General features: G+C 66.5%; 1 protein-coding gene and 2 pseudogenes. All 3 read left to right on the plus strand.

Annotated elements, in window-relative coordinates:
• A pseudogene (locus ACIPK7_RS29605) lies at nucleotides 1–220 on the plus strand (hypothetical protein); the annotation flags it as partial.
• Between the two features lie 51 nt (nucleotides 221–271).
• Complete coding sequence (locus ACIPK7_RS29610) at nucleotides 272–8,242, plus strand: DUF4347 domain-containing protein (protein WP_401091908.1); 7,971 nt, start codon at nucleotides 272–274, stop codon at nucleotides 8,240–8,242.
• A gap of 53 nt (nucleotides 8,243–8,295) precedes the next feature.
• Nucleotides 8,296–8,609, plus strand: a pseudogene (locus ACIPK7_RS29615) (transporter); the annotation flags it as partial.

Genomic DNA, 8,609 nt, shown 5'->3' on the forward strand with positions numbered 1-8,609 from the left:
ACCCTGGTTCGAGCACGACTTCGACAACCTCGCCTACGACGCGCCGGATTTCGACGCAGCACTGGGCGTGAGCGGGTTGCATCGCGTGCGACCGAGAGTGTCGCTGCAGGAGCGTCGCACGCTGCTGCCGCCGGACCTGTTCGAGCAGTACAGCAAGCTCTCGTTCTGGGAAGACGGCAGCGCCAGCGCGGCCAACGTGATTCGCATCAAGAACAACTGACAATAATGGTCGCCGCGGCCGTCAGCCGCGCGGAACCAAGAGGTGCATTGCATGCAGTGGATCAAGCGCGTGTTCGGCGAGGCTGCGCGTCGCCAGCAAGTAACCGGGATTTCCCAGCCGACGCTGATCATGGCGCTGGAGCCGCGCATGATGTTCGACGGTGCGGTCGCTGCTACCGCCGCCGAAGCGGTCAAGCCCACTGACGCCCAGGATGCCGCCGCTGCCGACAAGGCCGGCGCGAGCAGCGCCAGCAAGGACAACGCTGACTCCCATGCCGCCACCAGCGACGCCCGCAGTGATGCAGGGCAGGGCGCGGTAGCCGGCAGCGGGCGCAACGTAGTGTTCGTTGATTCGCGTGTGCAAGATGCCCAGCAACTGCTCCAGGGCGTGGCCGCCAACACCGACGTGGTGTTCCTCGACAGCCGCGGCAACGGCGTGCAGCAAATGGCCCAGTACCTGGCCGCGCACCCCGGCGCCGCCTCGGTGCAGATCATCGCCCACGGCAACGCCGGCGACCTGTGGCTGGGCAACAGCTACGTCAGCGCGGAGAACATCGCCGACTACGGCAACTCGCTCAGCCAGCTGGGCGCGAGCATGCAGGCCGGCGGCGACATCCTCATCTATGCCTGCAACACCGCCCAGGGCGAACGCGGGCAGGCCTTCATCAATGAGCTGGCCAGCCTGACCGGGCGTGACATCGCCGCTTCGGATGACCGCACCGGCAATGGCTCGGACTGGGACCTGGAAGTGACAACCGGCGCCATCGAGGCGCGGCCGGTGCTGTCGGCCACTTCCGAAGCGGCGTACCAGCACAGCCTGGCGACCATCACCGTCACCAGCAATGCCGACAGCGGCGCCGGCACCCTGCGCAACGCCATTGCTGGCGCCACGGCGGGCGACACCATCACCTTCTCCACCCCCGGGATGACCGTCGGTCTGACCACCGGCCAGTTGGTTATCAACAAGAACCTGACCATCGACGGCGATCTGAACGACGATGGTGTGGCCGACGTGACGGTGGATGCGAATTACCGCAGCCGCGTATTCAGCATTACCGGCGGCACGGTCAAGCTGGATGGCCTGGTGATCACCCGTGGCCTGGTCAGCGGCGCCGGCGGCGACTTCAACAGCGTTGATGGCAAGGATGCGCTCGGCGCCGGCGTCAGCATCACCGGCGGCACACTCACTCTCCTGCACTCGTCGATCACCGGCAACGTCGCAGCGGCCGGCGGCGGCAACGGCGGCGGCAGCGGTTACGGCTACGGTGGCGGTGGCGGCGGCGGCTTCAACGGCATCGGCGGCGCGCGCGGCGGTAACTACTCGCCGGGATATGCCGGCCAGAGTGGCGGCGGCGGTAGTGGCGGCAACGGCGGCACGTATTCCGCCATCGCCCAGACCGGTAGGGGCGGTACCACCGTGGGTGGCGCCGGCGGCAGCACGGCGCCGGGCTTTTCGTCAGGCGGCGCCGGCGGCAGCGCGGGCTCCGCGGGCATCGGCTTCATCGGTGGCGGTGGCGCGGGTGCGGCCGCATCGCTGGCGAATGCCGTTGGCAAGGGTGGCAACGCGGCGGGGGCCATGTTCATCGGCGCCGGTGCCACGGTCTACATGGCGTCCACCACCATCACCAGCAACCTGGGCGCGGGCGGCGGCGGTGCGGGCTCGTCTCAGATCGGCGGCGTCAACGGCGCGAATGGTGGCGACGGCGTCGGCGGCATCCTGAACCAGGGCACGCTCAAATACGAAAGCAGCACCGTCAACCTGGTCAGCGGCCAGAACAACTACGGCCGGGGCGGCGGCGGTGGCGGCAACCAGAATGGCAACACCGCCGGCATCGCCGGCTATGGCACTAACACCGGCAACGAAAACCTGCGCAACAGCGGCACGGGTACGGCGGATTCCTCCTGGAGCTCTAACGCCGTGCCGGTGATCGCCAACCTCAATGGCGACAGCGTCAACTACACCGAAGGCGCAGCGCCTGTGTTGCTTGACGCGGGCGGCAACGCCATCGTCACCGACAGCGATTCCGCCGACTTCAGCGGTGGCAACGTCACCGTGGCGATCACCGCCGGCCGGGTGACCACCGACGATCTGCTCGGCGTGCGCAACCAGGGCACGGGTGCCGGCCAGATCGGTGTCAGCGGCAGCAATGTCACCTATGGCGGAGTTACCATCGGTACCATCGCCGGGGGGAGCGGCAGCAACAACCTGGTGATCACGCTCAACGGCAGTGCCACGCCGATAGCGGTGGCAGCGCTGCTGCAGAACCTCACCTACAGCAACAGCAATGGCGGCGATATCGGCACCGGCAGCCGCACCGTCAGCGTCAGCGTCAACGATGGCGACGGCGGCACCAGCACCGCCGCCGTGGTCACCGTCGGCATCACCGCCGTGAACGACGCACCCACCCTGAGCACCACCGGCGGCACGCCCACCTTTACCGAGAACGGCTCGGCGGTTGGCTTGTTCAGCGGCACCACCATCGACACCATCGAAGCCGGCCAGACCATCGACCGCCTTACGCTCACTGTCAGCAACGTCGCCGATGGCAGCGCCGAGGTGCTACGCGTGGACGGCAGCAATGTCTCCCTGACCAACGGCAACTCGGTCATCACTACCACCAACGGTATGACGGTTACCGTCAGCGTGTCGGCCGGCACCGCCACCGTGGTCATCGCCAAGACCGGTGGAATTTCCGGCAGCGCCGCCGCCACGCTGGTCAACGGCCTCACCTACAGCAACACCAGCGACGCCCCGACCACCACTGCGCGCACGATCACGCTTACCGGCATCCGCGACAATGGCGGCACCGCCAACGGAGGCACCGACACTACCGCGCTCAGCGCGGCCGCCACCGTCTCGATCATCGCGGTGAACGACGCACCCACGCTGTCCGGCGGCCCGTATGTCTGGGCCGGCACCAACGAAGACGCGGCCTCGAACGCGGTCACCGTCGCCAGCCTGCTCGGCGGCGCCTCCCACGCCGATCTCGATGGCCCGGCCAACGGCATTGCCCTCGTTGGCAGCAGCGGTGGCGGCTGGGAATACTCCACCGACGGCCTCAACTGGACCAGCATCGGCAGCGTCTCCAACAGCGCCGCGCTGATGCTGTCCAGCACCACCCAACTGCGCTTCGTGCCCGACGGCAATAACGGCAGCGCGGCCAGCCTCACCTTCCGCGCCTGGGACCAGAGCTCCGGCACCGCATCTACCAACGGCACACGCAATACTGCCGACACCAGTACCAACGGTGGCAGCTCCGCGTTCTCCACCGGCACCGCACAGGCCACGCTCACCGTCAGCAGCGCCAACGATGCGCCGGTACTGATGCCTGCCAGCCCCACGCTCACCGGCCTGACCGATTCCGACGTCAACAACCCCGGCATGGCGGTTTCCGGCTTCGCCACTGGCGGTATCACCGACGTCGACACCGGTGCGGTCAAGGGCATCGCCATCACCGGCCTGGGCACCGGCATCGGCACCTGGCAATACAGCACCAATGGCGGCGCCAGCTGGCAGGATATCGGCCCGGTCGCCGACAACGCGGCGCTGCTGCTGCGCAGCACCGACCGCGTCCGCTTCGTGCCGGACGGCGTCCACGGCACCGTCGCCACCCTGACCTATCACGCCTGGGACCAGACCGGCACCACCGCCGGCCAGCAGGGCACCAAGGTGGACGCCTCCGTCACCGGCGGCAGCAGTGCGTTCTCCGTCGTCGGCAATACCGCCAGCCTGACCGTCACCGCCATCGACGACGCCCCGACGCTCACCGCCAGTGGGGGCAGCAGCGCCTTCGTTGAAGGTAGCAATGTAGCCTCCACGCCGGTGGCGATCGACAGCGGCATCACCGTGACCGACAGCGATTCGCCGCAGCTTTCCCGCGCCACGGTGGCGATTACCGGCAACCTCCAGCTCGCCCAGGACGTGCTGGCCTTCACCAACAACCCAGCCACAATGGGGGACATCAGCGCCAGCTACGACAGCAGCACCGGCGTGATGACGCTGACCTCGGCTAGCGGCGCCACCGTCGCCGAGTGGCAGGCGGCGCTTCGCTCCGTCACCTACACCAACAGCTCGGATACGCCGAACAACGCGACTCGCACAGTCAGCTTCCAACTAAACGATGGCACCAGTGATAGCAACGTGGTAACCCGAACGGTGACTGTGACTGCCGTCGACGACTCACCGGTGAACACAGCATCGGGCGGCACCACCGCCTTCTTCGAGGCCGGCGGTGCCCCCAGCACACCGGTGGTGATCGACAGCAACTTCACCGTGATCGATGCGGACAGCACCACACTGGACCACGCGACTGTAGCCATCACCGGCAACTTCCGATCTGGCGAGGACGTACTGAGCTTCACCAACACCAACTCCTCCCTGTTCGGCTCCATCACCGGTAGCTATGACTCCAGCACCGGCAAGCTGACCTTGAGTAGCGGCGCTCCGGCCACACTGGCGCAATGGCAGGCGGCGCTTAGTGCGGTGGTCTATGTCAATACCTCGGACAATCCCAGTACCGCTACCCGCACCATCACCTTCAACACCAATGATGGCAGCACCGACGGTAATGCCGTGACCAAGACGGTGAGCGTGACTGCGGCCAATGACGCACCACAAATCAGTGCGCCTGTATCGATTGGCGTCACCGAGGACACGGCGAAGGCACTCACCGGCATCAGCTTCAGCGATGTCGACGCAGGATCGGGCACAGTCAGCGTGCAGTTCAGCGTCGCGCCCGGCAGCGGCAGTCTGAGCGCTTTCAGCGGTGCTGGCGTCAGCGTTCTGGGCTCGGGCAGCGGCACTCTGCATCTGGCGGGCACGCTCTCCGACATCAATGCTTTCATTGCAAGCGGCGGCGTCAGCTTCATCACCGCGGCCAACGCCACCGGCAACGTGGTGCTGGACATATCGATCGACGACAACGGCAATGGCGGCAGCGGCGGTAACCAGACCGACCACGCCACCGTCACCCTGACCGTCAATGCCGTCAACGACGCGCCGGTCAACAGCGTGCCGGGCATCCAGAGCGTATTGCAGGACGGCACTCTGGTGTTCAGCAGCGGTAACAGCAACGGGATCTCGATCAGCGATGTGGACGCTGGCGGCAGCACCGTGCGCGTCACCCTCACCGCCAACAACGGACTGATCACTCTGGGCGGATTCAGCGGCCTGGTCTTCACCGTGGGCAATGGCATCAGCGACGGTACCGTCACCTTCGAGGGCACCATCGCCGATATCAACAATGCGCTGGCCGGCCTCACGTTCACGCCCACCCCGGGCTACAACGGCTCGGCATCGCTACAGATCACGACCAATGATCTTGGCAACTCGGGCAGCGGCGGTAATCAGACTGACACCGATACCATCGTCATCGACGTGGCCAGGCCGATTCCACGGATCACCGATGTCAGCGCGGCGGTCGCCAACGGGACCTATAAAGCTGGCGATACGATCACGCTGACGGTGAGCTTCGATCGGAGCGTCACCGTCGATACCACCGGCGGGACGCCGAGCCTGCAGTTGGAAACCGGTCTTGTCGACCGCCAGGCTACCTACGTGGCCGGCTCGGGCAGCAACGTCCTGACCTTCTCCTACGTAGTGCAGGCCGGCGATATCAGTGCCGACCTCGATGTCAGTTCCAACGTCGCACTGTCCCTCAATGGTGCATCCATCAGGAACTCCACCTCCGGCGACATTGCCGACCTGCAGATTGCCTCGCCCGGCAGTGCTGGTTCCCTGGGCGCCAACAAGGACATCGTGATCGACGGCGTGGCGCCCAGCGTGAGCAGCGTCAGCGTGCCTGGCAATGGCACTTACATCACGGGCCAGAACCTCGATTTTGTCGTCAACTTCAGCGAGTCCATGCTCGTCGATACCTCCGGCGGCATGCCCTACCTCGATGTCGCCCTGGATACCGGCGGCACCGTGCGGGCGCAGTACCTCAGCGGTTCCGGCACCTCGGCGCTGACCTTCCGCCTGACGGTCGCCAGCGGCCAGCTCGACAGCAACGGCGTCAGCCTGGGGAGCAGCCTTCAACTGGGCGGTGGCAGCATTACCGACATCGCCGGCAACGCTACCAGTACCAGCCTCAACAGCGTCGGCAGCACCGCCGGCGTGCTGGTCGATGCCGTAGCGCCCGCCGCTACCAGCATCGGCCGCGTCGACGTCACTCCGAATAATGGCAGCATGCTGAACTACACCGTCACCTTCAGCGAGGCGGTCAGCGGCGTGGATGCCAGCGACTTCACCCTGAACTCTACCGGCAGCGCCGTCGGTGCCATCAGCTCGATCGTGCAGATCGATGCCCGGACTTACCGTGTCCAGGTCTCCGCTGTCAGCGGCGACGGCACGCTGAGACTGGATGTCAGGAACGGCGCGACCATCAACGACAGCGCCGGCAACCTGTTGTCCGGCAGCCTGCAGGGCGAGGTCTATACCGTCGATCACAGCGCCCCGCAGGTGGCATCGACCAGCGTACCGACCAACGGCGACTACAAGGCGGGTGACGTGCTGAGCTTCACCGTCAACGCCAACGAGGCAGTGCAGGTGGATACCACCGGCGGTACGCCGCGCCTGGCACTGGATATCGGCGGACAGACCGTTTACGCGAACTATGTTTCCGGTTCCGGCGGCAGCGCCCTGGTGTTCCAGTACAGCGTGCAGGCCGGCGACAACGACGGCGACGGTATTTCCGTGCTCTCGCTGCAGGCCAATGGCGGCAGCCTGCGCGATGCCGCCGGCAACGATCTGCAACTGGCGCTGCATGGCGTGGCGGATAGCAGCCGGGTACTGGTCGATACCCTGGCGCCCACCGTGACCTCGATCACCCGTGTCGATGCCTCGCCGAGCAATGCCCAGGCGCTGGCGTTCGACGTGAGCTTCTCCGAGAGCGTCTCCGGCCTGAGCGTCGCCGACTTCTCCCTGCAGGCTACGGGCAGTGCGCGCGGCAATGTCCTGTCAGTGGTGCAGACCGGCGCCCAAACCTGGCGCGTCAGCGTCGGCGAAGTGGCTGGCGACGGCAACCTGACCCTGGCAATGAACGCCAGTGCCGGTGTGCGCGATGGCGCCGGCAACAGCGTGCAGACAGGCCTTGTCGGCGAGGGCTACCTCGTCGATCACAGCAGCCCGCAGGTCAGCGGCGTGACGCTGCCCGCCGATGGTCGCTACACGCCGGGGCAGACTCTGAACTTCGTTGTCGATTTCAGCGAGGCCGTGATGGTGGACACCAGCGGCGGCGTCCCGCGCATCGCCATCACCCTGGATCAGGGCGGCACCGTATATGCGGACTACGTGTCCGGCTCGGGTACCCAACACCTGATGTTCGCCTACACCGTGGGCGCCGGTCAGGCCGACAGCAATGGCATCCAGCTGGGCGACAGCATCCTGGCCAATGGTGCCAGCCTTGCCGATGCGTTGGGCAACGCCGCGCAACTGTCGCTGGCAGGCCTGCCGTCGACTCGCGGCCTGCTGGTGCAGGGAGGCGTCAGCGATGGCGACCCGCAATACCGCACCGAACAGGGCGTGCGCCCGGTGGTGGCGAACAGCGGCTTGCCGGGCAATGCGCCGCAGGTACCGTCGCCGCTGGTCAACGCCGGCCCGCCGACCCTCGGCCAGGTTCCGCTGCTCGACAGCAGCAACCGTGGCGCGGCGCAATCGGCGCTGGGTAGCGTGTTCCGCGAAGGACCGAGCCAGACGCAGCTTGCGCTGATCTTCTCGAACAGCAGCAACAGCGCCTTCGGTGACGGCAGCGGTCATGGCTTCCTCGGCTTTGGCGGTGGTGATGGCGGTGTCTTTGGCAGCAGCACCATCGGCGCGATCTTCAGTGCCGCCCGCGAGGGTGACGAGCAGGCGTTGTCGGCGTTCGGTCAGCGCCAGGGAGATATTGCTCAGGGGCTGCGGGGCGTATTCGGTTCTGCCGGCCTCGGCCAGCAATTGCAGGAAATGAATCAGCGCGAGCAGCGCCAGGTCACCGACCTGGCGCGGGCTTTCGGCGAGCTGGGCCAGGAACGGCCGGCCGGTTGAAGGTGACAGGGCTCGAAAACTTCAGAAGCCGTACAGGGGGCGGCTCGATAACAATGAACAAGCATTTTCGATTCTTCAGCGTCAGCCTGCTGGCACTCGCCATCAGCGGCTGTGCCGTGACCAGCGAGCCGATCAGCCGTGCCGACAGCGAACAGCGTGCGCGCGATGACCTGGCCGGCATGTTCCGCGCCCAGGAGCCGCTCAGCGGCGAGCTGACGCTCAACGACGCGCTGGCCCGTGCCATCAAGTACAACCTCGAAGGCCGCCTGAAGGTCATGGAGCAGGCCCTGGCCAGCCGCCAGGTCGACCTCGCGACCTTCGACATGCTGCCGCGCATGGCCCTGGAAGCCGGCTATGCCGGGCGCAA

The organism is Pseudomonas sp. NPDC086581 (assembly GCF_044746165.1).
Lineage (GTDB): Bacteria > Pseudomonadota > Gammaproteobacteria > Pseudomonadales > Pseudomonadaceae > Pseudomonas.

What these genes read in the sequence shown, in the direction of transcription:
- ACIPK7_RS29610 (WP_401091908.1), top strand. Translation starts at nt 272, where the DNA reads ATGCAGTGGATCAAGCGCGTGTTCGGCGAGGCTGCGCGTCGCCAGCAA.